This is a genomic window from Streptomyces sp. 8N114, assembly GCF_052245835.1.
In the GTDB taxonomy this organism is placed as follows: domain Bacteria; phylum Actinomycetota; class Actinomycetes; order Streptomycetales; family Streptomycetaceae; genus Streptomyces.
Genome location: NZ_JBQQBT010000003.1, coordinates 16,140 through 39,978, shown reverse-complemented (window position 1 = coordinate 39,978; position 23,839 = coordinate 16,140). Strand labels below are relative to the sequence as shown.

21 protein-coding genes and 3 pseudogenes are annotated in these 23,839 nt (G+C 68.8%); 12 read left to right on the top strand and 12 right to left on the bottom strand.

Annotated features, from left to right (window positions below):
• Positions 1-8: 8 nt before the first annotated feature.
• Together ACTWQF_RS08270 and ACTWQF_RS08265 are read right to left on the bottom strand one after the other, a co-directional pair.
• Positions 9-620 carry a DUF998 domain-containing protein gene (locus ACTWQF_RS08270; protein WP_443278527.1) on the bottom strand — a complete coding sequence of 204 codons (612 nt, stop codon included), beginning with the start codon at positions 618-620 and terminating at the stop codon, positions 9-11.
• A 56-nt stretch (positions 621-676) separates the two neighbouring features.
• Positions 677-1,345, bottom strand: a complete 669-nt coding sequence (locus ACTWQF_RS08265) for a hypothetical protein (RefSeq protein ID WP_443278945.1) — start codon at positions 1,343-1,345, stop codon at positions 677-679.
• 80 nt (positions 1,346-1,425) lie between these two features.
• Between ACTWQF_RS08265 and ACTWQF_RS08260 the strand changes: the two are divergent.
• The 3 genes and pseudogenes from ACTWQF_RS08260 to ACTWQF_RS08250 all read left to right on the top strand — a co-directional run.
• Positions 1,426-1,533, top strand: a pseudogene (locus tag ACTWQF_RS08260) (DUF7691 family protein); the annotation flags it as partial.
• A gap of 226 nt (positions 1,534-1,759) precedes the next feature.
• Positions 1,760-2,077, top strand: a complete 318-nt coding sequence (locus ACTWQF_RS08255) for an SDR family NAD(P)-dependent oxidoreductase (RefSeq protein WP_443278526.1) — start codon at positions 1,760-1,762, stop codon at positions 2,075-2,077.
• A gap of 277 nt (positions 2,078-2,354) precedes the next feature.
• Complete coding sequence (locus tag ACTWQF_RS08250) at positions 2,355-2,972, top strand: TOPRIM nucleotidyl transferase/hydrolase domain-containing protein (protein WP_443278525.1); 618 nt, start codon at positions 2,355-2,357, stop codon at positions 2,970-2,972.
• A 464-nt stretch (positions 2,973-3,436) separates the two neighbouring features.
• Here the strand turns inward: ACTWQF_RS08250 and ACTWQF_RS08245 are convergent, their stop codons facing one another.
• Complete coding sequence (locus ACTWQF_RS08245) at positions 3,437-4,102, bottom strand: TauD/TfdA family dioxygenase (protein WP_443278944.1); 666 nt, start codon at positions 4,100-4,102, stop codon at positions 3,437-3,439.
• 42 nt (positions 4,103-4,144) lie between these two features.
• On the opposite strand from ACTWQF_RS08245, the gene ACTWQF_RS08240 reads away from it, so the two are divergent.
• The gene (locus ACTWQF_RS08240; protein WP_443278524.1) at positions 4,145-4,528 is read left to right on the top strand and encodes a hypothetical protein; all 384 of its coding nucleotides are present in this window, start codon (positions 4,145-4,147) and stop codon (positions 4,526-4,528) included.
• Positions 4,529-4,668: 140 nt separating this feature from the next.
• Here the strand turns inward: ACTWQF_RS08240 and ACTWQF_RS08235 are convergent, their stop codons facing one another.
• Complete coding sequence (locus ACTWQF_RS08235) at positions 4,669-5,742, bottom strand: Glu/Leu/Phe/Val dehydrogenase dimerization domain-containing protein (protein WP_443278523.1); 1,074 nt, start codon at positions 5,740-5,742, stop codon at positions 4,669-4,671.
• Positions 5,743-5,820: 78 nt separating this feature from the next.
• Here ACTWQF_RS08235 and ACTWQF_RS08230 point away from each other — a divergent pair, with 78 nt between their 5' ends.
• Both ACTWQF_RS08230 and ACTWQF_RS08225 read left to right on the top strand, forming a co-directional pair.
• On the top strand, positions 5,821-6,279 hold the full coding sequence (locus tag ACTWQF_RS08230; RefSeq protein WP_443248374.1) for an Lrp/AsnC family transcriptional regulator: 459 nt from the start codon (positions 5,821-5,823) through the stop codon (positions 6,277-6,279).
• Between the two features lie 147 nt (positions 6,280-6,426).
• A complete protein-coding gene (locus ACTWQF_RS08225) occupies positions 6,427-6,948 on the top strand; it encodes an HAD domain-containing protein (RefSeq protein ID WP_443278522.1) in 522 nt (173 codons plus the stop codon).
• A 484-nt stretch (positions 6,949-7,432) separates the two neighbouring features.
• On the opposite strand, the gene ACTWQF_RS08220 is transcribed toward ACTWQF_RS08225, so the two are convergent.
• The gene (locus ACTWQF_RS08220) at positions 7,433-7,660 is read right to left on the bottom strand and encodes a hypothetical protein (RefSeq protein WP_443278521.1); all 228 of its coding nucleotides are present in this window, start codon (positions 7,658-7,660) and stop codon (positions 7,433-7,435) included.
• A gap of 155 nt (positions 7,661-7,815) precedes the next feature.
• Here ACTWQF_RS08220 and ACTWQF_RS08215 point away from each other — a divergent pair.
• Positions 7,816-8,329 (top strand): annotated as a pseudogene (locus ACTWQF_RS08215) (helix-turn-helix transcriptional regulator); the annotation flags it as partial.
• On the opposite strand, the gene ACTWQF_RS08210 reads toward ACTWQF_RS08215, so the two are convergent.
• Positions 8,330-8,770, bottom strand: coding sequence for a VOC family protein (locus tag ACTWQF_RS08210; protein WP_443278520.1), 441 nt, complete (start codon positions 8,768-8,770; stop codon positions 8,330-8,332).
• Between the two features lie 120 nt (positions 8,771-8,890).
• Here ACTWQF_RS08210 and ACTWQF_RS08205 point away from each other — a divergent pair, with 120 nt between their 5' ends.
• Entirely contained in the window at positions 8,891-9,496 is a 606-nt protein-coding gene (locus ACTWQF_RS08205; protein WP_443278519.1) for a TetR/AcrR family transcriptional regulator, read from the top strand.
• 189 nt (positions 9,497-9,685) lie between these two features.
• Here ACTWQF_RS08205 and ACTWQF_RS08200 read toward each other — a convergent pair whose 3' ends face one another.
• From ACTWQF_RS08200 to ACTWQF_RS08185, 4 genes are all read right to left on the bottom strand, one after another.
• Complete coding sequence (locus ACTWQF_RS08200) at positions 9,686-10,714, bottom strand: MBL fold metallo-hydrolase (protein ID WP_443278518.1); 1,029 nt, start codon at positions 10,712-10,714, stop codon at positions 9,686-9,688.
• Between the two features lie 178 nt (positions 10,715-10,892).
• Entirely contained in the window at positions 10,893-12,548 is a 1,656-nt protein-coding gene (locus tag ACTWQF_RS08195; RefSeq protein ID WP_443278517.1) for a serine hydrolase, read from the bottom strand.
• A gap of 72 nt (positions 12,549-12,620) precedes the next feature.
• A complete protein-coding gene (locus tag ACTWQF_RS08190) occupies positions 12,621-12,812 on the bottom strand; it encodes a hypothetical protein (RefSeq protein WP_443278966.1) in 192 nt (63 codons plus the stop codon).
• A 7-nt stretch (positions 12,813-12,819) separates the two neighbouring features.
• Positions 12,820-13,881: an MBL fold metallo-hydrolase gene (locus tag ACTWQF_RS08185; RefSeq protein WP_443278516.1), complete on the bottom strand. Its 1,062-nt coding sequence runs from the start codon at positions 13,879-13,881 to the stop codon at positions 12,820-12,822.
• Between the two features lie 153 nt (positions 13,882-14,034).
• On the opposite strand from ACTWQF_RS08185, the gene ACTWQF_RS08180 reads away from it, so the two are divergent.
• Together ACTWQF_RS08180 and ACTWQF_RS08175 are read left to right on the top strand one after the other, a co-directional pair.
• The gene (locus tag ACTWQF_RS08180) at positions 14,035-14,997 is read left to right on the top strand and encodes a LysR family transcriptional regulator (RefSeq protein WP_443278515.1); all 963 of its coding nucleotides are present in this window, start codon (positions 14,035-14,037) and stop codon (positions 14,995-14,997) included.
• Positions 14,994-15,902, top strand: coding sequence for a serine hydrolase (locus ACTWQF_RS08175; RefSeq protein WP_443278514.1), 909 nt, complete (start codon positions 14,994-14,996; stop codon positions 15,900-15,902). The genes ACTWQF_RS08180 and ACTWQF_RS08175 overlap by 4 nt, the downstream gene beginning before the upstream one ends.
• A 44-nt stretch (positions 15,903-15,946) precedes the next feature.
• Here ACTWQF_RS08175 and ACTWQF_RS08170 read toward each other — a convergent pair.
• Positions 15,947-16,132 (bottom strand): annotated as a pseudogene (locus ACTWQF_RS08170) (VOC family protein); the annotation flags it as partial.
• Positions 16,133-16,254: 122 nt separating this feature from the next.
• Here ACTWQF_RS08170 and ACTWQF_RS08165 point away from each other — a divergent pair.
• Complete coding sequence (locus ACTWQF_RS08165; protein ID WP_443278513.1) at positions 16,255-19,461, top strand: glycoside hydrolase family 2 TIM barrel-domain containing protein; 3,207 nt, start codon at positions 16,255-16,257, stop codon at positions 19,459-19,461.
• 292 nt (positions 19,462-19,753) lie between these two features.
• Positions 19,754-21,736, top strand: coding sequence for an amino acid transporter (locus ACTWQF_RS08160; RefSeq protein ID WP_443278512.1), 1,983 nt, complete (start codon positions 19,754-19,756; stop codon positions 21,734-21,736).
• Between the two features lie 384 nt (positions 21,737-22,120).
• Here ACTWQF_RS08160 and ACTWQF_RS08155 read toward each other — a convergent pair whose 3' ends face one another.
• Positions 22,121-23,614, bottom strand: a complete 1,494-nt coding sequence (locus ACTWQF_RS08155) for an MFS transporter (protein WP_443278511.1) — start codon at positions 23,612-23,614, stop codon at positions 22,121-22,123.
• Positions 23,615-23,839: the final 225 nt, after the last annotated feature.

Genomic DNA, 23,839 nt, shown 5'->3' with positions numbered 1-23,839 from the left:
TGGGGCGTTCAGGTGTGCAGGGTGCGTACGGCAAGTAGCGTCAACCAGGTCCAGCCAATGGTGATCGCGGTGCGCTGCAGCAGTCCGCCGAGGTGCGCCAAGCGCTGATTCTGGTCGAACGCGGTGTTGGCGAACACCATTGTCGCGGCGAAAAGCACACCGCTGGCGATCGAGTAGATGGCCCACCCGAGCGAGTCCGTCAAGGCGAGTACGAAGCATGCGACGGCAAGTGCGAGGAAGGCGACAAGGGAGAACAGGTCGTGCAGAGCGCCTGCCCGGGTTTGACGCCCAGGCTGATCAGGAGTGCCGGGCGGGTAACCCCGCACCGGATCCGTCCGGAAAATGCCCGCACCCACCAGACCGACCGCCCATACACCGATCAGCAGCGCGCCCCAGCGGGACGGTCCATCACGCCACAACCCCACCGAGAGTGCCAGCGAGAGTAGGCCTGCGCAGATGAAGCTCACGGTCTGCGACCATCCAGCGGGGCCGAGAGCAAGCGAACTGATGGGGTGGCGAAGTGGCTTGTAGCCCCTCCGCCGGACACCCACCAGCACATAGGTGGCGGTGAAAAGCGGCCCGGCAGCCATCCCGCAGGCAAGCAACAATTGATTACCCATGATGGCAACCTAAGTTGACACCATGGAGCGCGTCAACCACCGTTGACACACAGGTGTCAACGCGCCTCCAACACGTCCATCAGGTGGCGCTGGGTGTGGGCGTATGCCTCCTGAGCGTCGAGTGTTCCTACATCCACGGTCAGAACGTGCCACGGAGTCTTTGCGAGAAGGCGACGGGTCAGGTCCACTTCGAAACGGAGATGAGCGGCAGCCGACGAGAGGTCATGAACAGCCCGAGTGCCAGGGGAGCCGGCAAGTTTCTGCACGTACCAGTCTTCCCAGGCATTGCCTTCTCGCTCGATTGCACGTCGCAGCGCCATTTCCGGATCGTCGTGGACGTACACCACGGTGACCTTGGCCGGCTCCACAGCCCGGGACAGTTCTTCCATCACGTGGACGAGGGTCCCCTCGTCATGCCCCCATGCCACAAGGGACGGAATGAAGGGCAGAAGGGCATCCGTCACCAGGTAGTCCTTGCCCGCCGCGAGTGACTCCGTGACGTAGGCGCGAGTGCACTCGACCAGGGTCGCAGGCCGGACGGCGGCAGCCCCGCCGGCGAACTCTTCAGCCACGGGCCGGAAGGCCGACCGTTCGAGAATGTCGGCCTCCTCGAAGTGGTCAACCGATGCACCGGCGCCGGTAAGCCACTCGGCCACCGCACGGCACAGGGTGGACTTTCCGACTCCAGGGCTGCTCCCGATGACGGAGATGAGGTGCATAGTCATGGCGGCAGTCTCGCACTGCGCGCAGTCCTTCACTCGGCGGGCAGGAACCTGGCAGGAATCGATGTGTCCGGGACATCGGCATGTTTCCGCCAGCCGAGGCCAAGCTCCCTGCCGACGGCTACCGCGCCGTGCCGGACCGGATGGACGAGAGCTTCCGGTACGACGTACAAGAGGCCATCGACAAGTTGGAGTTCGAGCACAGCGAATGGGAGTACGCCACGAAGAACATCGACTGGTACACCCAGGACCGATCTTCTTCTCCATCACGGCTGACAAGCCGAGAGGTGTCCAAGCAAGGCGACCTTGGACGGCCATGTCGTGCGGGCGGGTCCGGGCGCGGCATAGTCGTGATCGGCTGGACATCTCCTGGTTCGGGAGCGCGGTGGCGGCCGGATCATTCAGATCGGCTCCGACGTGCTGGAGCGCTCCTTGCCGAGGATGTCGGCGTACGTGGCCGCCAAGGCCGCGCAGCACAGCTTGACCGAGTGCTGGGCTCGCGCACTCGGCCCGTACGGGATCACGATGAACACCGTTGCGCCGGGCTGGATCCCGGTCGAGCGGCATGCCGGAGCCAGTCCTGAGTCACTCGCCGCCTACGTCGCCGACGTGCCACTGCGGCGCATGGGCCGAACGGAAGACGTCGCAGCTGCCGTGGCCTTCCTTGCCTCACCGGCAGCGGACTTCGTCACGGGCGAGCGCATCAAGATCAACGGTGGTCACACGCTCAGCTAGGCGTCTGCAAAGTCCCTGGAGCGGCGAGCCGGACGGCCCTGCGCCCGGCCGGCCCGGATGAGGGGGACCTGGCGGCCTGACTTCCTCATCGGGAGGGCACTCCGGCATCGGAGCCCGGCAATCCGCCGGGCTCCGAGCAGGGTGGCGAGCGCCGGAGTCAGGTGGTGGGACGGATCATCGGGGTGATGGCTGCCGGGTGACGAGGGCGTCGGGTATGTCGAGCGGGGGCCGTCGAATATTGCGTGCCGTGTCGTCGGTGGAGGTGCAGACTCGCTCCATGGCGGACATGCAGGCATTCCGGGACGCGGTCAGTGGCTGGGCGAACGGCGGGCCCGGCGGGCCCGCGAGTGATCTGGCTGTACGGCTGGGGGTGCGGACGGCGGTGCTGCTGGAAGGAGCGAGCGACCTCGCGGCCGTTGAGACGCTGGCCGCACGGCGTGGCCGGGATCTGGCTGCCGAGGGGGTGTGCGTCGTGCCGATGGGCGGGGCGATGAGCGTCGGCCGCTACGCCGGCCTCCTCGGACCGCCCGGCCTCGGTCTGCGCCTGGCAGGACTGTGCGACGAGCGCGAGCAGCGATTCTTCGACCGCGGACTGGAGCGGGCACGGGCACCGCACCAGGGCTTCTTCGTGTGCGTGACGGACCTGGAGGACGAGCTCATCCGCGCGCTGGGCACAGCAAGAGTCGAGGAGATCGTCCGAGCCGAAGGCGACCTCCGTGCCTGGCAGACCTTCCTGCACCAGCCCGCGCACCACAATCGGCCCCGGCAGCAGCAGTTGCGGCGCTTCCTCGGTACGAAGAAAGGCCGCAAGATCCGCTACGGGCACCTCCTCGTCGAGGCCCTTGACCCCGAACAGGTACCGACCCCGCTCGACGCTCTCCTCACAAGTCTGTGACCGACGCACCAAAGCGCGGTCACAGCCACTTGGGGCACTCAGTCGCGCCGCCCGTCCGCGGTGGCCGACTGGCGCCCATTGGTTCTGACGAAGACACGGGGCAGCAACTCCCTGCTCGACGCCAAGACGGGAAATCCGCTGTTGACCTCAACCGGTTGGTACCCCACTCGCCGAGTACGACCTCAGCAAGCGGGTGCGTGCCGACTCGGACTGCGGGCCCTCCCGCGTCGACTTGTCGGACATACCGGTCGACGAACCGCTGGAGTCACCGCTGCCGCCGGGGCGCCCGCTGCGCATCGGCACCAGAAACTGTTTCTGAAGGGGCAAGAGGTCCAGGAGCGTGAAGGGGCCCCAGGAGCGGAGCACTTGGGCAAGCCTGCTGTGGATACGGCCCCTGTCGATGAGTAGCGCCAGGGGCCCTTATCGCTTCGGCCCTTACTTCCGCCCGTCCAGGGAATCCCTGGTCACCGGACCGGTGCGCAGACTCGCGAGTCCCGCTTCCGCAGCGCGCGGGAGGGCCGCAGATCAGCCACGGCGAAGCAGCGCCGGAGCCACCTATCCTGTCCGTCGTAGCTGGGTGTGAACCCCGTACGGCCGTGCACAGCGGTGCGGTTGTCGATCACGATCATGTCTCCGGGCCGCAGGAACACTCCGCACAGCACTTTCTCGACCGCCCCACGCAATTCGTCCAGGGCTGTAGCACCCCGTTCGTCGACCGCCTCCGTCCCGAAGAAGTTCACGCACAGATCGGGATCGTCGGCCGGGCCGCTGAGTACGGGCTGAGGCGAGGTGTATCGGGGAGCAGCCGCGTCGTCGGCGAAAGAACTGCTGAACCGAGTGCGGTAGATCGGCTCACGGAGCGTCGCCGCAGAGACCGGAGACAGCAGTGGCAGGGCCGCCCTGATCGATCCGGTCACGGTGATGGCGCCGCGGTCCGGTCCTGAGCGCAGACAGTACAGGCTCAGATAGTCGGGCTTGTAGGGATGGAAGCTGTCCTCAGTGTGCAAATCCAGCAACACACTGCCGGAGTTCTCCTGGCGCTCTTCGGCCCCGGGCAACGGGCAGATGTCCTGGATGAGCCGCCCTTCCTTCTCGTCCGCGTAGGAAACCGCGTCCCCCAGCACGCTCATGACAGCCAATTGGGTGAGCGTGCTCAGTGGGAGTGCGGACCAATGGCCGGAGAACCTTCCGTCAGCCGGGGTCCTGGACAGTGCGGCTTCCACCGGAAGATTCCGCAGCAACAGCGTTCCGGGCTCATTCCCCGCCACCCGGAAGCGGATCAGCTGTTCCAGCAGGGAGGTGGGCAAAGAGCGACTTGCAATAGCGGCAGCAGTCAACAGAAGCGGATCGTCGAGCTGCCTTTCTGCGTGGGAGTCAGCGATCGCGCGTGCCGCCTGCTCGAAATCCGCCAGGTCGCCCTCGGCTACGTCGAGAACGGCCTCACCCCCCAGAACACCGAACCGCCAGGTTTCATCTATGCCGTCGGACTCAGCAGTGTCCGAGGACTCGTCCATCACTTTGATTCCCTTCGGGTCACGTACGAAGACGAATCATAAGCGGTTGCGACTCAGCGGTAGTCAGGCTCATGCCAACAGCTAGGACTGGGTGAGTGCACGTCAGTTACGGGCGGTACGCGCCGCGTTCACCCAGCCCCCTCCGAGTTCGACGACTCCAACCCTGGTAACCCCCGCGGTGCCTACTCCCCTCCGCGGACCCGTTGCGCGGCGAGCTGCCCGGCCGCAAACGCAGGCGTGGTCTGAAGATCCCGGGCCATCCGGAATACCTGCCGGAGCGTCAATGCGATACCGCGGATACGTTCCGTCAGCAGTTCCTCGGATTCCTGGCGCAGTTCGACACCGGTGGCGTGGATCACCCCTCCGGAGCTGACGACCACGTCCGGTGCCCAGAGGATGCCTCGCGCCGCAAGCAGGCGGGCGGTGTCCGGCTCGTCGAGTTGATTGTTGGCCGGGCCGGCGACGGCGGCGCACCGCAGCAGCGGCACCGTGTGCTTCGTCAGCAGACCACCGAGCGCGGCCGGTACGAGGACGTCGACCTCCGTCTTGAGGGCGTCGTCCGGATGCACCCAGCTCGCGCCCAGCTCCTCGGCCAGGCTTCGCGTGGCAGGGTTGACGTCGGTCACCACGAGCCTCGCACCGGCTCGGTCCAGCAGCCGGGCCACATGGGCGCCGACGGCACCAAGGCCGATCACCCCGAACGTCCGCCCGCTCAGCTCCGGCACCCCGAATATCTCGTCGGCCACCGCACCGAGCGCCGTGACGGTGCCCCGCGCGGTGTGGAGGGAGGAGTCGCCGCTGCCGCCGTCCTCGACGGGCCGGCAGCAGACGTGCGACGTACGTTCGCCGATCACGGACATGTCGGCCGGGCTGCTTCCTACGTCCGGGCCTGCGATGTAGCTGCCGCCGAGCGACTCGATCGCGTCGCCGAGGTCGTGGAGAAGCGCTGTGCGTTCGGCGCCGGTCGGCCGGGCTGCGGTCGGAAGGGCGACGACCGCCTTGGCGCCTCCATGAGGCAGACCGGCCAGCGCGTTCTTCTCGGTCATCGCTGCGGCCAGACGCAGCGCGTCCGCGGTGGCGGCGGCCGGGTCGTCGTAGTGAGCGATCCGGCACCCGCCCGCCGCCGGGCCGAGGGAGGTCGAGTGGATCGCGATGCTGATCGCCAGGCTGCTGCGGCGGCCGCGCACGACCTGCACCAGCTCGTGTGAGGGATTCGGGGCATCGGCGACAAGGGCGTACGGAAATGCGGTGGTCATGTCCGAAAGCTAGACGGTACGACGAACCAGTGGGCGATACCCCGAATGATATTCGAATCCGGGGTGCATACTCGTCGCATGGACGAACTTGATTCGGCGATCGTTCGGCATCTGCAGCGCGATGCGCGGCAGACCAATCGCGACCTCGCCCGCGCCCTCGGCATCGCCCCGTCGACCTGCCTGGAGCGCACCCGCGCGCTGCGCGCCCGCGGGGTCATCACCGGTTACCACGCTGCAGTCGACCCGGCGGCCCTGAACCGCCACGTACAGGCGCTCATCCATTTCCAGGTACGGCCCCTGAATCGGGCAGTCATCGAAACCTTCAAGGCGTACGCCGCCGGCCTGCCCGAGGTCAACACGGTCTACGTCGTCACCGGCGGCGACGACATGATCGTGCACGTCTCCGTGCCCAGCGTGGACTACCTCCACGGCTTCCTGATGGACAAGTTCACCGAGCGCCGCGAAGTCGTCGGATTCCGCAGCTCGGTGATCTACCAGCACACCCACAACCGGGTGCTCGAACCCCTCACCCCCTGACCGTCGGGCGTGCTCATCCACCGGTTCAGGAAGAAAGGCCACCGGTTCGGGAAACAGCCACCGTGCCCCGCGCACCAGTACATGCGTATGGTTCGATACGCCCTCCCTGCCCACCGTGCGCCGGGGATGCGTCGCTATCGTGCTGGCGTGACTGGTTCTGTGCAGCGTCCGCTGCTGTTTCTCGATGTCGACGGACCACTCATCCCGTTCGGCCTGGAGCCTCAGCAGTATCCGACCAGTGCGACAGTTGCCGACCCGTTTGACACCGCTGCAAATCCGCTTCTGAACAGGATCGATCCCGAGCACGGGCGCCGGCTGGCGGCCCTCCCGTGCGAGTTGGTCTGGGCCACGACATGGATGGCTGACGCGAACGACTGCATCGCCCCGCGCCTTGGTCTGCCGCCGCTGGCGGTGGTGAACTGGCCAGAACCGTCCGACATCGATGACCAGGACGAGCGCAACGGACTGAACTGGAAGACCCGCACCATCGTCGAATGGGCAGCAGGCCGCGCATTCGCCTGGATCGACGACGAGCTCACCGGCACTGATCGGGCCTGGGTCGCCGCCCACCACCCGGGACCCGCCTTGCTGCACCGTGTTGATCCCCGCCATGGTCTGACCGATGCTGACTTTGCGGCTCTCGACACATGGCTGCGGCAGCCCTCCTGAACTCGGCAGAGAAAGTGCCGGATTCCAGCTATGACAGGCGAACAGAGGGGACCCGGCCCGGCGTTCGGTGAGCCGGCACCCCACCGAGCTCACCAACCGATCCCGTGCGTGCTTGCCACGGTGATCCGGCGAGAGACGCCCTGTCCAGGCGGCCGAGGAGGTGATCGCCATGCGGACGATCGACCATCTCGGACCGCAGTTCGCCTATCACGAGTCGGTCGAAGATCTCCGCGCTCACCCCCGCCTGCAGGAGTTCCGGCAGTACATGAGCGAGGCGGACAGGCCGGACGCGGACCCGAAGGCCCTCCCCCGACAGCTGACAGCTCGTACCGAGAGGGCGCGCATCGCTCTGTTGACCGCTGCCCCTCACGGGCAGTCCGCCGAGCAGCGCCGTCGCCACTACACGTGGCGGCTGTTCTTCAAGCGGGCCAGGAGTCGGCTCCGCAACGACCCTGATTCGCCATGGTTTTGCCGGGTGCACCGCTTACGGCGACCAACGTTTGCGGCGCCAGAGAGCGTTGCGTTCGGCGGCGGCATGCCACCAGCCAGGGGGCGAAGGGCTGGTGATCTTGGAGGTTGGCTGGTCGGGATGCAGACCGAGATGTCGTAGAGCGTCCGGGTGCACGCGGACGTCGATCCAGCCGTGCCAGTGGCCGTCAGGACCGGCTCCGCAGACAAGGCTCCAGCAGATGTCGTCCGGACCGAAGGGCATCCAGTCGATGCCGCGGTCGCGCAGTCAAGCGCGCACGGGCCGCCATCGGCCGGAGGCAACCCGGCAGGTTCTCGTAAGCCGCGACGGTGATCCAGTCGGTGCTCGGTGTCTTCATGAGGTTCATGGTGCCCGGCTGTCGCGCAGCTGTCACAGCAATTCCTCCGGTTGGCGTGGTCGGTCACGCAGGCGTCGCAGATCTCGTGTACGCCGACGCCGACGAGCTCGTGGGAAATGCGCTGAGCAAGGTCGTCCGGGCGCTGCCGGAGAACGTCGGCCGGCAGGCGGCGACGCTGCGCGACCATGCGTCGGCTGCGCCCGACCCGTACTCGGCTCGGCCTGATCCGGCCACCACCGGCGCACCGGTCGCGGCATCCGCGGTCCGACGGAGCGTGCGGGTGGCGTATCGGAGCGAGTCGGGGAAGGAGTCGGAGGGAGAGGTGGACCCCTGGGCGGTGGTCGTCCGCCACGGGCGCTGGTATCTCCTGTGCCGCTCGCATCGCGCGGACGCGATCCGCACGTACCGCGTCGACCGGATCGGCGCGGTCCGTCAGACGACCCGCGCGTTCGATCCGCCCGACGACCTCGACCCGGGCGAGGATGCCGTTCGGGTTCCGCGTCGAGGGCGGGCCGGAGCTCCGGGCGGCGGTGGCGGCGACGGTGGAGTTCTAGCTAGATGTGCGGGGTGTGGCCTGGGGCGTACTGCTCGGCGTATTCCCCGGTTGCCGGGACAACGGTGATGACGTCGATCAGGACGCCGTCCGGCGCTGCGACGATGAAGTGGCGCTGGCCGAACTCCTCTGTGCGCAAGGGGAGGAGTTCAGGCAGGCCCGCTTGTCCGACCAGCCTGTGGTGTTCGGCGTCGACGTCGTCGACCTCGAAGTTGAGCAGGAGGCCGCCTTGGAGGGGGGCGCGGTGCCCCTTGGGGAGGGTCGGATGGGAGTGGTCGAGCAAGGCGAGTTCGTATTGCGGGGCGTCCGGGCGGTGGAGGCTCACGTACCAGTCGGCCTCGAAGGTCACCTCGAACCCGAAGTAGCGGGCGTAGAAGTCGCGCGATGCGGCGACATCGCGGGTAGCGATGACCGGGTAGAAGCTGCCGAGCTTGACCTGCATGTCATGTCTCCAACTGTCTGTACGTCCATAGCTGTCCGTACGCCCATTTCACATACCCCGGGTATGTGAAATGAGACGTTAGCATACCCCGGGTATGCGAATGCGGAGGGAGGGCAACGGATGGCTGTCACCAGGGCCGAGCAGCGGGCGGCGACACGGCGGGCGCTGCTGGCCGAGGGGCGTCGGCGGTTCGCCGCTGACGGCTATCACGATGTGGTGCTCGCCGAGGTGGCGCAGGCGGTAGGGGTCACCAAGGGGGCGGCCTATCACCATTTCGAGAGCAAGGCGGGGCTGTTCCGCGCCGTGGTCGCCGAGGTGCAGCGGGAACTCGGCGAACGGGTCGCGGACGCCGCCGAGCAGTACGACGATCCATGGGAGCAACTGCGCGCCGGCTGCCGGACCTTCCTCGCCGCCGGGTGCGATCCGATGGTGCGCCGGATCGTGCTGATCGAGGCGCCGGCTGTGCTCGGTTGGGACGAATGGCGGGCCATGGACGAGGATTCCTCCGCCCGGCACTTGACCGAGGCGCTCGAGACCCTTGTGAGGACCGGAGTCATCGCCGACCAGCCGGTGGAGCCACTGGCACGCTTGCTGTCAGGCGCGATGAACGAGGCCGCACTGTGGCTGGCCCGGTCAGCGAGCCCGCAGGCGCTGACGCAAACGGAGCGGGCGTTGGACCGGTTGCTGCACGGGCTGCGATCCCAGAACAACCAACGTCAGCCGTGAAGCGCTGTCACAACCCTCGACGAGGACTGGGCCAGCGCACCTTCGATACACGCCCTCAGACGCGTGATCGGCCGGCCGACCACATGAAGAACGGCACTACGACGAGGTACCTCCGGGGCCCAGGGCGCCGCGCCATCGTGTTCGTGGCCGGCCGGGGGCCCGGTGGGGTGTCCGGGCCCGGAGGGAGCCTCAGCAGCCGGTATGTTCTGCGGCATCCGGCGCATGAAGTGTGCTGTCGGCTGTGGTGGTTGCCTCGGCGTCGGCGAGCCTGCCGTTCAGCATCAGGTCCATCACCTTCATATACCGCTGTGCCCGAGGCCGGCCGAGCACGAAGGGGTTCGGTCCGTCGGGGTTGTTCCGTAGCTGCTCGGCGCGTTCGAGGCCGTAGTCGTTGGGATGGTTGGACAACTCCACGTCCACGTTCGCCTGCCGCATCCGATCCCGGAAGGACTGGATGGAGTTCAGGTAGGTGCGCAACTGGGCGGGCGCGGAGGGCGGGTTCAAGCCGCCCCACAGCATGGCCGTATGGCGCTCTCGGCCCACCTGTACGGGGAAGATCGGGGAGACGGTGCCGGGGGTGTGGCCCGGGGTGTGGTGAAACCGAACCCTCGTGCCGCCGAGCGTGAGCTGTTGCCCGTCCACGATGTCCAGGTCCCGGGCGGGGGCGTGGTCCGGGTCGGTGCGGGCGACGAGGTCCCAGTCGGCCGGTGACATCAGCACGCGTGATCCGTAGCGGTCGGCAAGGTACTGGGCACCGCCGTAGTGGTCGTCGTGGCCGTGCGTGATGACGATGTACTTGATCGTCTCCGGATCGGCTCCCAAGGTGCGCAGCCCCGGGACGAGGGTGCTTTCGGCCTCCTGAGAGGACGTCAACGCGTCGATCAGCACGATCCCGTCGTCGGTCAGTACGGCCATGGCGGAGACCCAGCCCGCGCTCAGCATGGCAAGGTTGTCGAAGATCTTCAGCGGCTCCGGCGCGGGTGGCCGAGGAACCTGGGTACCGGGGGTCAGCGCCTTCACGAGGGTGAGCAGCACCGGGTCGTTGCCGGCCAGCCGACGGGCACGGTCGTAGTAGGCCTGCCCGTCCGCCGTGGCGGCCGTCGCCGAGGCGAAGGGGAGCGAGCCGGCTCCGGCCGCGAGGGCGAGGGCGGCGAGCCGGCCGAAGCGACGCCTGGAGAGATGGCCGGCGGGTCGCTCGTGGCGGGGCAGATGCGTCATGGCGTTCTCCTCTTGACTCGACTGACTCGGAAGTTGTCAGAAATTCTCAGGCGAGCTCCCGCGGTCCGTGGCCCGCGCGGTCGGCGCCTGTGACGAGAGCTCGATACCGGTCGTCGCCGTACGGCCGGCGGCACTGCTCGGTCCGGTGGTTGAGCTGGCGCGCGGCGGTCACACCGCTCTAGTCCCACCGGGCCAGCTTCGCTCCGAGGGACGGGCTCGACAGATCGTTCCGCAGGGTGACCGGCACCTTCTCCCCGCCCCGGCCGCTGCCCGCGGTCAGGAATCCGACCTTGGTGCCGGCTTTCGCGGAGTGCGGGAGCGGGGTGCTGACCGGGGTGATCCGCAGGTCCACCTTCTGGCCCGGCACCCCGACGGCGGTGAAGTCCCCGGCGGCGACCAGCGGGGTGTGCCCGCCGAGTCCGTCGTCGAGATGACCGACCACCAGGCCTTTGCGGACGACCGTGGCGGAAGTGAGCGCTGCCCGGACCGCCTGCACGATCTTCTTGCTGTTGTTCTTGACCAGGGTGAGACTGTTGGCCCCGTTCGGGTCGGGGCCGTCAGCGTGCTGGTCCAGCATTGTGCCGAGGATCAGTGGGGTCTTGCCGTCGACGGACTTGTAGGCGGCCCACACCAGCGTGCCGCCGGCCGGTGTGTTGGACCCGGTCTTGATGCCCCTGATACTCAGGTCGGACATCAGCAGCCTGTCCATGTTGTTGATCAACGGCTCGTCCAGACCGTCCACGTGAGCACTGGGCAATGCGACAGCCGCGCGGAACGCGCCGAACCTCATGACAGCCTCCGCGAGCTTCAGCTGGTCGACGGCGGTGCTCACGGTCTTGGCGTCCAGGCCGCTGGGATCGGTGTAGGTGGTGTCCTTCATGCCCAGCTTCCGGGCGGCGTCGTTCATCTTCCGTACGAAAGCGGCCTCGGTGCGGCTGTCGGTGACCCAGCGGGCCAGCAGGCGGGCGATGTTGTTGCCCGAGGGGATCATCAACATCTTCAGCATGTCCTGCTGGCTGAACTTCTGGCCTACCTCCAGCCCTTCGATACGCGACTCGTGCTTGGACCTGCCCTCCTGCACGGCCTTGGCATCGACCTCGATCATCGGCCCCTTCTCGCCCTTCGCCAGCGGACGTTCGCGAAGGAGGACGTAGGCCGTCATCACCTTGGCGACGCTCGCGGTCGGCACGGGCTTCTGCGCGCCGTAGGTGCCGACTGTTCCCGTACCCGGCAGTGTGACGGCAGCCTGGCCCTCCCGCGGCCACGGCACCGTGAAGTGTCCCGGCAGGGTGTAGGAGGTGTGCGCCGCATCCAGCCGCAGCATCGGGGCGGGCAGCGGCCGCACCGTCTGGACCACCGCCAGGACCAGGCACAACGCGAGCACCACCGCCACCCCTGCCTTCACCCTGCGGGACCTCGCAAGGCTCGGAGCCGCCGCTTCCCGCACGGCTGCGGGGGCAGCGTTGCCCTCCGCCGGCTTCTGCTCCGTCTCCCCCTCCAGCCCCTGGCCACCGGGCAGTTCCGGCTTCTCGGGATCGGCGGCCTCCGGCTCCCCGGCGCCGTCCAGTTCCGACTCCGGAGCCTCGGCGGCCTCCGGCTCCCCGGCGCCGTCCAGTTCCGACTCCGGAGCCTCGGCGGCCTCCGGCTCCCCTACGTCATCCGGCTCCGACCCAGGAGCATCGGCAACCTCCGACACCCCCATGTCATCCGGCTCCTCGGCGGCCTCCGGCTCCCCCGCTGTGTGCTCCTCCTCCGGCCCCTGAGTTCCGTCGTCGGTCGCGGGACCGTCCGAGCTCTGCTCCGGTGGCTGCGCGGCCGTGGATTCGCGCGTCACTGTTCGTCCTTTCTCGGCCCAGGGCCGGGTGCTACCGGGATGCTGTCCCGGCACAGTGGTGAGGCGTACTGGTCAGCGGTCCAGTACGGCCTGGATGACGGACTTGGCGACAGGAGCGCCGAGACGGCCACCCGCGATCGCCGAGCGGGAGATGTCCATGTCCTCGGGATCGACGAAGACCGCGACGGCGACCGGGGAGGAGCCGTCCGCCTCCAGGCCGGGGCTTTCCGGGAGTTGCTGGAGGATCTCGGATCCGGTGGGCATCCCGCGCTCAGAGTTCGAACTGCTCCAAGTGGCGGGGGTCGACGACGCGGCCGTCGCTCCCGACCACCTGCTGGAGCTGGTCGACCACACGGCGGTTCACGGTGTCGTGCACCGCGGGATCGTCCAGTGCCGTGACCATGTCGTCGTGGTGGCTCGGGACGACGACACGGGGCCGGCCGAGGGCGCTGACGGCGCGCTCGAAGTAGTCGTGCACGGCGGCGTGCCCGCTGGAGCCCAGCACCAGGACGTCCGGCGTGGCGCCGGAGACCTCGCGGGCCGCGAAGTTGGCCGTACCGCTCAGGAACATGACGCTCAGCCGGTCGCCCACCGTCACCTGGTAGCCCAGCGTTCCGCCCTCCACCAGATCGCCCAGCGTCCGGGGCCGGGAAGGGGGTGCGGTCAGGGTGCCGTACGGATCGAAGCCGTAGCCTCCGAGCTGGCTGTGCAGGCTGCGGACCACCTCGACGGTGTAGTCGGCGCGTGACCGCTTGCCGGACGGCTGGAGGGGATAGCGCAGCACCTCTCCCCCGGACACCAGGACCGGGCGGTGCTTGCGCCCCTTGCCGGGGACGCCCATGGCGGTCAGCAAGTGCAGATGCGTCTCGGTGCCGAGGACGTTGATCTCCTTGTCCCGCCAGGCCGGGTGGTCCAGGAGATGCGGCACATCGGCGAGATGGTCCCAGTGACCGTGGGTCAGCAGCACGAACTCGGGTGCCCCTGCGAGGTGTTCACCGAGCACCCGGTCGATGATCCGGTGGTTCACCTCCAGCTTCCTCGTCAGGTCGGCCTTGCCGTCGGGGCCCGTGTAGCGCTGCCGGGTGAGATACGGGTCGATCAGCAGCCGGTGCCCGTCGAAGGTCAGCTCCCAGCCCGCGATGCCGAGCCAGCGCAGCCGGACACCACTGCTCCCCCGGCGACCGCTGTCCCGCGCTGTGCGGGCTGCGGGCGCTGCCGCTGAAACGATGGTGGACGCCCCCGTCACACCGACGGCCCCGGCGGCCACGCTGGTCCGCAGCACCCTGCGACGGCTCGGACGGCGCTGGGCGGCTGCGGGCTGTTGAGAGGGCATGGCGGTACTCCTTCGCCTCGTGCGGGTTTCAACTGCTGCTCATGGCCCGGGCCTGGGGGAAAGGAGTCAAACCTCAGCAGTCACCCCGTGTCGAATATGCTCTCGACCGCGCGCCGATTCGTTCGGCGTATCACCGCAGATCATGGGGGACGCATGCTGACGGAGCGGCACCTGGAAATCTTCGTCGCGCTCGCGGAGGAAGGGCACTTCGGCGACGCCGCGCAGCGCGTGGGCATCACCCAGCCACCCCTCTCGCAGGCGCTGCGGAGGCTGGAGGCGCTGCTGGGGGTGCGGCTGTTCGACCGGGAACGCGGGGTATCCCTCACCGAGGAGGGCGCACTGCTGCTCCCGCACGCCCGCCGTGCACTCATCGCGCTGGCCGAACTGCGGGAGACCGGCGCCAGGGAGCACGCGGACGGGCAGCGCCTCCGACTCGGCCTGCCGCCCGAACTGCCGCCCCGGCTCGGCGCATCCATCGCCGCGGCACCCGTCCGCGCGGGGATCCGCGGCCGGGTCTCGGTGGTGACAGCGCCGACGGCCATGCTGCTGACGGACGTCTCGGCAGGACGTCTCGACCTGGCCGTCGTCCGCCACCCCGCCGTGCTCCACGGGCTGGCCGCAGGTCCGGTGACGCTGCTGCCGACGTGGCTGCTGGCACCGGACGACACAGGCTGCGGGCCGACCGGGCTGTCCTCGCCGGGCGAAGCGGCCGACCGGACCGCGCCGCACAGCACCACCCATGAATCCGCCCGGCGCGCGGGCGGTGCGCGAGCGGGGCGGCTGTTGCCGTACGCCGTCCGGCCGCGCGCCGAAGCGCCCGCGGCACACGACCTGTTCCTGGACACGCTCGCGGGCCGGGGGCAGCGGGTGGAGACCGTGGTGGTCTCGGACGAGCGCGCCGGGCTGGCCCTGGTTGCCGCAGGCCAGGCCGTGTTCGTCACCGCCGACGAAACACTCACGGCCGACGGCGTCGTCCGGCTGCCGACCACCGATCCGGCGTTGCCGTTGCGGCTGCGGGTGGTGTGGGACGCCCGGCGGCTGGCCGCCGCGGAGGCGGAAGAGGCGGCCGAAGCACTCGTCGACGCGTTGGCCCCCGCACGGGAGAGCGCCCGATGAGCGCGGAGGCACCCGGCAGGGGCATCGAGCGCACCCTGCGCGAGATGTTCGACGACGCCGGGGTACGCGGCTGGCTCCACGTGGCCGAACTGCACCGGCCCGAAGCGCGGGTGACCATCGACGCGGACGACGTCGCGCTGATGGGCTCCGTCTACAAGGTGCCGCTGATGGTGGCCTACTGCCGCCAGGTCGATGCGGGCCTGCTCGACCCGCGGCAACGGATCACCCTGCCGCCCCAGGACCGGCTGCCGGGACCCACCGGCATCTCACAGCTGCAGGACGAGGTGTCGATGTCCCTGCGCGATCTGGTCGTCATGATGATGACCATCTCCGACAACGCCGCAGCCGACGCGGTGCTCCGCCATGTGGGCGCTGCGGCGGTCGACGACACCTGCCGGGCCCTCGGTCTCTTCCGCACCCAGCTCAACGACGGTGCCGCGGGCACCCTGGCCCGGCTGGTAACGGAGACCGGTGCGGAGACGGTGGACGCGGCGTTCGCGCGGATCGCCGACAACGACCGGGCGGTGCCACCGGGTGTCTACGACCCCGCCTGCGCGACCGCGACCACTCCCGCGGAGATGGCGCACCTGCTGCGCACCATCTGGCTGGACGAGGCCGCCTCCCCCGACGGCTGCGCCTTCATCCGTCGGACGATGGGACACCAGCCCGCGCAGCACCGGCTCGCGTCCGGCTTCCCGTACGACGAGGTGGCGGTGTACGGGAAGACCGGGACGTTCGGCGTCATGCGGCACGAGGCCGGGGTCGTCGAGCTGGCCGACGGCCGCGCGTACACGGCCGTCGTCTTCACTCAGGCCGCCCGCGCCGACCGCCGGTTGCCCCGCGCCGACGCGATCATCGGCGCCACGGCCCGCACGGCGGTCGAGCATCTGAGAGGGCGGGAGTAGCTGCGGCTGGGGTGCTGCCGGCGTCTGTATCGCCGCAGCCCGGATCAGCTGTGCACGATCTGGATCAGGTTGCCGCAGGTGTCGTCCAGGACCGCAGTGGTGATCGTGCCCATCTCCAGCGGCTCCTGGGTGAACTGCACCCCGAGCTCACGCAGCCGGTTGAACTCCGCTTGTACGTCGTCCACGGCGAAGGAGGCGGCCGGGATGCCGTCACCGAAGATATCAGTTCTGTCTTGAGCTGATCTGATGGCTCTATTGACGCAATCCAACAACTCCCTACAAACTCCCGTGGTTCTGCGGGCCGCGCCGACCGCGCGGCGTTTCGACAACAGCGAGGGCGGGAGCCACGAGAATGGCGATCTCACGACGAGCGGCCCTGGGCGGAGCCGCTGTGCTGGGCGGAGTACTGGGTGCGCCGGTGGCGGGACACGCCCCGGCAGCGGCTGCCGGCGGATCGACTGCGGCCGTGACGGTCCCGGCATCGGGACGGACGGTCGACTTCCGGCGTGGGTGGCGGTTCGCGCTGGTCAACACCACGGGGAAAGATGCCCCCGCGCCGGACGCCGAAGCATCGCTGTGGCGCGATGTGGACCTGCCGCACGACTGGAGCATCGAGCTCTCACCGCAGAAGGGGGACCACACCACCGCGGGCAGCGGCTACCTGCCCGGCGGCCTGGGCTGGTACTCCAAGACCTTCACCTTGCCGCCCGAGACCGCAGGAAAGCGGCTGTCCGTCGAATTCGACGGCGTCTACATGGACGCGCACGTCTACTGCAACGGCCGGCTCGTCGGCGCTCACCCCTACGGATACACCGGGTTCGCGCTGGATCTGACCGACCTGGTGCACACCGACGGGAAGACGCCGAACACGCTGTCGGTGAAGGTGCGCAACCAGGTGCCCAGCAGCCGCTGGTACTCCGGCAGCGGGATCTATCGCGACCTGCGCCTCGTCCTCACCGACCCGGTCCACATCACCCGCCACGGCATCACCGTCACCACGCCGGACCTCGAAAAGGCGGTCAAGGCCGGCCATGCCGACGCACGCGTGGAGACCCGTGCGGTGAGCCAGAAGCACGGATCGGTGCGAGCAGAGCTCTCGGCGACCGTGAAGGACGCGGACGGGAAGACCGTGGCGAAGGCAAGCGCACCGGCAACGCTGGGCGAACGCCCCGGCGTCACGCGACTCGATCTGCGTATCGACGCTCCTCACCTGTGGTCCTTCGACAAGCCGTACCTCTACACCGTCGACACCCGCATCACCGTTCGCGGCAAGGTCGTCGACGAGACGACCACCCGGTTCGGTCTGCGCTGGTTCGCGTTCGACCCCGACCACGGCTTCTCGCTGAACGGCAACCCGACGAAGCTGCGCGGTGTCAACCTCCACCATGACCTGGGCTCCCTCGGCGCCGCCTTCCATCCGGACGCGGCCAGAAGGCAGTTGACCAAGATGCGCAAGATGGGAGTCAACTCCCTGCGCACCTCCCACAACCCGCCCGCGCCGCAGGTTATCGAGATGTGCGAGGAACTCGGCATCGTGATGATGGTCGAGGCGTTCGACTGCTGGCGCACCCCCAAGAATCCGTACGACTACGGCCGGTTCTTCGACGAGCACAGCGACGCCGATGTGAAGGAGATGGTCCACGCCGCGAAGAACTCCCCCGCCGTGGTGATGTGGTCCATCGGCAACGAGATCCCCGACAGCACCAGCTCCGCGGGCGTTCCCATGGCGGATCGGCTCATCAAGGCTGTCAGATCGGTCGATGCGACGCGGCCCGTCGTGATGGGCTCGGACAAATACCGCACCGTGCCCAAGGACGGTTCGCCGGAGGACCGGATCCTGCGCATGCTCGACGGAATCGGGCTGAACTACAACACGGCCGCCTCGGTCGACGCCCTGCACGCGAAGTACCCCACCACCTTCTTCCTCGAGGCCGAGTCCTCCTCCGCCACCTCCAGCCGCGGTGTGTACGACAACCCAAGGCAGCTCAACACCGGGGAGAACTACACGCCCGGCAGACGAGGCGCTTCCTCCTACGACAACAATCTCGAGACGTGGACCATGAGCGGGGAGTACGTCCTCAAGAAGGACCGCGACCGGGAATTCTTCGCCGGCCAGTTCCTGTGGACGGGCATCGACTACCTGGGCGAGCCCACTCCGTACAGCGATGTCTTTCCCGTCAAGTCCTCGTTCTTCGGCGCCGTCGACACCGCCGGGTTCGCCAAGGACCAGTTCTTCCTCTTCCGCAGCCAGTGGAGCGAGGAGCCGATGGTGCACCTCGTGCCGATGGACTGGACGACCCACCGGCGCAAGGAGGAGGTGACGGTATGGGCCTACACCAACGTCGAGACCGTCGAACTCTTCCTCAACGGCCGGTCGCTGGGTGCGAAGTCCTTCGACCGGAAGACCACCAAGGACGGCCGGAAGTACTGGGAGACGACCGAGGCGACCGGCGACGACAAGACAGTCACCTCCGGTCCCTACCCCGGGAGTTACACCAGCCCGAACGGCAGCGCAGGCAAGCTGCACCTGACGTGGCAGGTCCCGTTCCAGCCGGGCAAGCTCGTCGCGGTGGCCCGCCGCGACGGCGCCGAGGTGGCCCGGGACACGCTGCGCACGGCCGGTGACCCGGCCGCCGTCCGGCTCACCCCGGACCGGACGCGGATCACAGCCGACGGCCGCTCGCTGTGCTTCGTCACCGCCGAGGTCACCGACGCGCGAGGTGTCCTGGTGCCGGACGCGGACCACCGCATCACCTTCCACGTGACCGGCGGCGGAAGCCGCCTCGTAGGCGTGGACAACGGGCAGCAGGAGAGCGCGGAGAACTACCGTTCCCCCACACGCGCCGCCTTCCACGGCAAGGCACTCGCCGTCGTGCAGGCGGGAGGGGACTCCGGGCCGGTCACCGTCACCGCACACGCGGACGGGCTGCGGACCGGATCGACGAGGATCGAGGCCACCGGCGAGGGCCGTCGCCCCAACCGTGCGCTCGCACTGCCCGCCCCCGACGCGGCACCCCAGAAGACGCAGAAGACGCAGCAGACGGAGCTCACGAAGGAGCGGAAGGGGGCGAAGGAGACGGACCGAGGCGACCGGCCGAGCGCGGACGCGAGCTTCTCCGGCGGGCCCGACACCGTCCCCGCGGCCATGCTCGACGACGACCAGGCCACCGGCTGGTCGAACTTCTACCGGATGCCGGCGACGGGGCTGCTGCACTCGATCAGCAAGGCCCGTCCCCGGGACTGGGTCTCCCTGAGCTGGCCGGACCGAAGGCGCGTCAACGGTCTTCAGGCGTCATTCACCACGGACAAGGTCCACGCACTCCCGAAGAAGCTCACCGTGAGCTACTGGAACGGCAAGGAATACGTGCCGGTCGACCATCTCCGCATCGTCTGGGCGGATGGCTCCGATGAGCCCACCCGCATCACGTTCGACACCGTTGCCACCACCCGGGTGAGGGTCGACATGACAAGCCCCCACCCGCACGACGACAACGGCTTCCTCCGCATCGTGCACCTCACCGCCTCGACCGGCGCGGAGGGGGCGGACGGCCAGGACTGAGCCGCCACCCGCCGCCTCCCACACATCCGCCTCCCACCCATCCGCCTGCCCGGTCTCCGGCGAGCCCGGGCAGGCGGACCGACCACTGCCGTCGTAACCGCCGCCCGAGTTCCTGGCCGGCCGTGGGCGGAGGCCCCCGTCATTGCCGACCGCACTCTTCGTGCAGCGTGCAGGGACCCGCTACCGCACCGCGCCGTCGGCGCAGCGCATACTCGGTGACCGCGGCGGCTCCCCCCAGACGGTGACTGCCGCGACAGGTGCACTCGGCAGGCGAGAAGGGCTGACAAGGGAAATGGCAGAAGCGGACGGGGCGGCTGTTCCCGAAGTGGTGGACAGTCCGGCTCTGCGGACACAGCCGACCGGGAGAATGGCCGGCTGGTTGCTGCGCCATCAGGTGGAGCCGGTCGGGCCGGCCGCCGGCGAAGGGCACGTCAAGCCACACCCTTGGTGGAAGGTGATGTGCCTGACGGGTGTCGACTACTTCTCCAGCCTGGCCTACGTTCCGGCCATCGCAGCACTGGCTGCCGGAGCGGTCTCTCCGTTGGCGACGCTGCTGATCGTGGCTTTGACCCTGCTGGGCATGTTGCCGATGTACCGGCACGTGGCGCGGGAGAGCCCGCGCGGTGCCGGGTCGGTGGCGATGCTGGAAGACCTCCTGCCGTTCTGGTGGGGCAAGCTGTTCGTGCTGGTCCTGCTCGGCTTCGTGGCGACCTCCTGGATCATCACGATCACCCTGTCCACGGCGGACGCCTCCGTGCATGTCGTGGAGAACCCGTTCTTCCCGCATGCCCTGCACGGCCACGAGGTCGCGCTCACGGTGGCTCTGCTGCTGGTGCTCGGAGGCGTCTTTCTGCTCGGGTTCAGCGAAGCGGTCAGCGTCGCCATCCCGCTGGTCGCGCTCTTCCTGGCCCTGAACGCGATCGTCATCGTCGCCGGCCTGGTCGATGTCTTCACCACCCCGGGGGCGCTGTCGGACTGGTCGGACGCGCTGCTCAATGGCGGAGGCGGCTTCGGTGACCTGATGGGCCCGGCTCTCTTGGCGTTTCCGCTGCTCGTACTGGGACTTTCCGGCTTCGAGACCGGAGTCAGCATGATGCCGCTCGTATCCGCAGCGGGCGCCGATGCCGAGCAGCGGCTGCGCTCGCGGATCCGCAACACCCGCGCGCTGCTGACCACCGCCGCGCTCATCATGAGCGTCTATCTGCTGTCCGCCAGCTTCGTGACCACCGTTCTCATCCCGCACAAGGAGTTCGAGCCCGGCGGCGCGGCCAACGGCCGGGCCCTGGCCTGGCTGGCCCACGAACAGGTCGGAGAGGCGTTCGGCACCGTCTACGACATCAGCACCATCCTCATCCTCTGGTTCGCGGGCGCGTCCGCGATGGCGGGACTGGTGAACATCGTCCCCAGGTACCTGCCGGGATACGGCATGGCACCGGAGTGGGGACGCGCCGTACGGCCGGTCGTCCTCGTCTACACCGCCGTGTGCGTCTGCATCACGATCGCCTTCGACGCCGACGTCGACGCCCAAGCAGGCGCCTACGCCACCGGCATCCTCGCCATGATGGTCTCCGGTGCCTTCGCCGTCACCGTCTCGGTCGCCCGGCACCGACGCAGGGTCACGGCCGTCGGTTTCGCACTGCTCACAGTGGTCCTGCTCTACGCCCTGGTCTACAACATCGTGGACAAGCCCGACGGCATCGCGATCTCCGGCCTCTTCATCGTCGGCATCGTTCTCGTGTCGCTCGTCTCCCGCGTCTCACGCACCACGGAGCTGCGCGCCGATCGCATCGTCTTCGACCCTGCCGCCCGTGGGTTCATCACCGACACCCTCGCCTACGACAACTCCATCAACATCATCGCCAACCGTCGCCAGGCCGGCGACCGGACCGAGTACAGCCTCAAGGAGCGGGAGCAGCGCGGAACCAACCCCGTTCCCGGCCCCGCCGACGTGCTGTTCCTCGAGATCGACGTGGTCGACCCGTCCGACTTCAGCGACACCCTCGCGATTCACGGCGTCGAAGTCGACGGCTATCGCATTCTGCGCACCGAGGCCCCCGCCGCGCCGAACGCCATCGCCGCCATCCTCCTGGCCCTGCGCGATGCCACCGGTGTCAAGCCGCACTGCTACTTCGCCTGGGCCGAAGGCAGCCCGCTGCGTCACATGTTCCGGTACTTCCTGCTCGGCCGCGGGGATACGGCACCGGTCGTGCGCGAGATCATCCGCAGCAACGAACCCGACCCGGACGAGCGCCCCGGCATCCACGTCGGCGGCTGACCACACGCAGTCGGCAAGGTGCCTCGCGGCACCGCGTCGCCGTCGTTCAGCTGACCCTCTCTCCCCCCCCCGGCGCCGAGCAACCTGGAGGCGGAACGGGACGAACGTGCGGTGCGCATCAGGTGGGCCGTGTCAACGTAGGTGCCCCGCATCGTTGTTCCGGTGAGGGGGTGCCCCTGGCCGTCGCTTGCGGGGTGCGGGTGCCTCGTGGCTGGTCGCGCAGTTCCCCGCGCCCCTTCGGGGCGCAGCCCCGTGCCGGGCACGCAACCATCACGGAGTGGTGAACTTCAGCACGGCACCGTCCTTGTTCTGTGCGACGACGGTCACGGTTAGGTCGTCGCCGAACTCGGACACGCCGACCACAGCGTCGGTCTCGGCGGGGTTCTACGAGCGAGTCGTCCCGGGCTCCGGGAGTGCGGCCGGGGCGGTCCGGGCTGCCGGGCGCATCGTCAGGACGAGTGCGGCCAGCCCGGCGAAGATGACCGCGGCGACGACACCGATGACGTGCAGGCCGGCGGTGAACGCCTCCCGCGCGGTGTGCAGCAGTTCCGCACCCTGGCCGGCGGGAAGGCGCCGGCTGGCGGCGACCGCGCCGGCCAGCGAGTCGGACGTGCCGTCCATCCGGCTGCGGTAGACCACCGCCGCCACCACGCCAAGCAGCGCGAAACCGAGCGAACCGCCGAAGTAGTTGCCGGTCTCCGACATGGACGCCGCCGAGCCGGCGCGCTCCGGCGGTGCGGACCCGACGATCAGCCCGGTGCCCAGTGCGAACAGCGGGCCGGTGCCCAGCGCCAGTACGGTGATGCCGGTCAGCACCAACGGCAGGGCGCTCGCACCCTCGACGCCGACCAGCAGCAGACTGCCCAGCGCCGAACCCACCAGCCCGCCGGCGATCGCGGTGGTCTGCTTCATCCGCCGGGCCAGCGCCGGCGCGGCCATGGTGCCGACCGCCACACCCAGGCCCATCGGTGCGAACAGCACCGCCGACGCGACCGGCGAGAAGCCCAGTACGTTCTGCAGATACTGGGTCACCAGCAGGCCCGTGCCGGCCATGGCGATGCCGGCGAAGACCAGCGCGACGAGTACGGCCGTGAACGGGCGGTTGCGGAGCAGCCGCAGATCCAGCAGCGGGGTCTCCAGCCGCAGTTGCCGGCGTACGAACACGAATCCGAGGGCTGCGCCGACGACAAGGGCCACCGCCGGCACGACCGGCACGCTCTCGACGGTCAGCTGCTTGATGCCGTAGATCATCAACAGCACCGCCACGAGCGACAGCCCGACGCTGGCCAGGTCCAGTCGGCCGGCCTGTTCGCTGCGGAACTCCGGCAGCAGGATCGGCCCGGCCAGCAGCAGCAACGCCATCGCCGGCACAGCGGCCAGGAACACCGATCCCCACCAGAAGTGCTGGAGCAGGAATCCGGCGAGTACGGGGCCGAACGCGCCGCCGGCGAACTGGCACGTCGCCCAGATCGCGATGGCCTGCCCGCGCTGCCGTTCGTCGCGGAACATATTGGTGATCAAAGCAAGCGTGGACGGCGCCAGGGTCGCTCCGGCGACACCCAGCAGCGCACGTGCGACGACCAGCATCAGCGGGCTGACCGCGAAGGCGGCCACGACCGACAGCACCGCGAACGCCGCTCCGCCGATCATCAGCAGCCGTCGGCGGCCGATCCGGTCGCCGAGCGTGCCCATGGTGATGACCAGGCCGGCCACCATGAGTCCGTAGCTGTCGCTGATCCACAGCTGCTGGACGTTGGTGGCACCCAGGTCGGCGCTCAGCCGTGGGAGCGCGAGCAGCAACGCCGTCATGTCCATCGCGACGAGCAATGTCGGCAGCATGAGGAGGACCAGTCCCAGCCACGTCCGGTTGACTCGCATATCGGAAACTCCCTGTTCTCTCGACGTTTCGCCGGTTGGTCGGAGCAGTCGGGAGCTTCTTGACATCGGTACGGACGGACCTGTCTCGTCTGCCACGGTGAGTCACCGGGCATGACAGCCTCGCGGTCCGGAACGACGGCCTCGCGGTCGGGGCGATGCGACGGCAGAAAACCCGTGCGAAAGTTCTGGCGGGGATGTCAAGACGACGGCAGCGGCTCCGACCAA